The organism is Caballeronia sp. M23-90 (assembly GCF_053574605.1).
This window is the reverse complement of sequence record NZ_JBSIPA010000890.1, coordinates 1-965: the sequence shown is the minus strand read 5'-3', so window position 1 is coordinate 965 and position 965 is coordinate 1. Positions and strand designations below refer to the sequence as shown.

At 61.5% G+C, this 965-nt stretch carries 1 protein-coding gene and 1 pseudogene; one reads left to right on the top strand and one right to left on the bottom strand.

Annotation, left to right across the window (positions count from 1 at the left end; all coding sequences use genetic code 11):
* A pseudogene (locus ACRXB1_RS36785) lies at positions 1 to 280 on the bottom strand (EamA family transporter); the annotation flags it as partial.
* A gap of 103 nt (positions 281 to 383) precedes the next feature.
* Between ACRXB1_RS36785 and ACRXB1_RS36780 the strand changes: the two are divergent.
* The coding region (locus tag ACRXB1_RS36780; RefSeq protein WP_449494870.1) for a LysR family transcriptional regulator at positions 384 to 965 on the top strand (582 nt) is incomplete at its 3' end.

Sequence of the window (965 nt, the reverse complement as noted above, 5' to 3'; positions counted from 1 at the left end):
TGCGCGCAATCGGATACGCCTCGCCCAGGTCGCTGCGCCGGTACGCGCGCACGAGGCTCATGTTGTAGGCAACGTGCAGGAACCCCGACGTCACGAGGTAGGGCCAAGCCGCCCGGACCGGCCAGGGCACGAACAGGATGACGACGCTTGAGACGACCGCGATCGAGATGCTCATCCATGTCATGGACAGGAAGCGGTCGTGGTTGCCGTGAAGCATCGCGTTCCAGCTCGCATGAAGCACGGCAGCAACGAGGACAAGACCACCGGTATAGCTGAGCATTGCGGACTGGACGCCAGAAAGGGTTCGGTAAGCAGGATATCTATCTTGTTGCCGGCGAACAAACCAGATAAATTGGATCATCGCGTTAGATAAACTCTTTTGAATGAAACGAACCCTTCCTCCGCTCAATGCTTTGCGAGCCTTCGAGGCCGCAGGCCGGCTTGGCAGCTTTAAAGATGCCGCCGCGCAATTGCACGTGACGCACGGCGCCGTGAGCCAGCACGTGCGTCTGCTGGAAGAGTGGCTTGGCGCGCCGCTGTTCGAACGGCACAACCGGCGCGTGGTGCTGACGCCGGCAGCCAGCATCTATCTGGCGGAGATTGGCCCGTTGTTCGAGCAGCTATCGCAGGCCACCACGCGATACGGCATCCCAGGCACGGTTTCACGCACGCTGACAGTGAACGCGCCTGCCACGTTCACGTTGCGCTGGCTGGTGCCGAGGCTGGCCCGGTTTCACGCCGGGCATCAAGACGTGGACGTGAGCGTGGTGACATCGAACGAGTCGGTGGAGAGTCTCAAGGATGTCCATGACATCGTGATCCGCGGCGGTCCCGATACGTTCTATGGCTATTCCATGCAAGCCTTCCTGTCCGAGGAGCGGCTTCCCGTTTGCAGTCCGGCGCTGTTGCAGCGTCTGCCACTTCGGGCGCCGGACGATCTGGCGCGGCATACGCTGCTGCATACA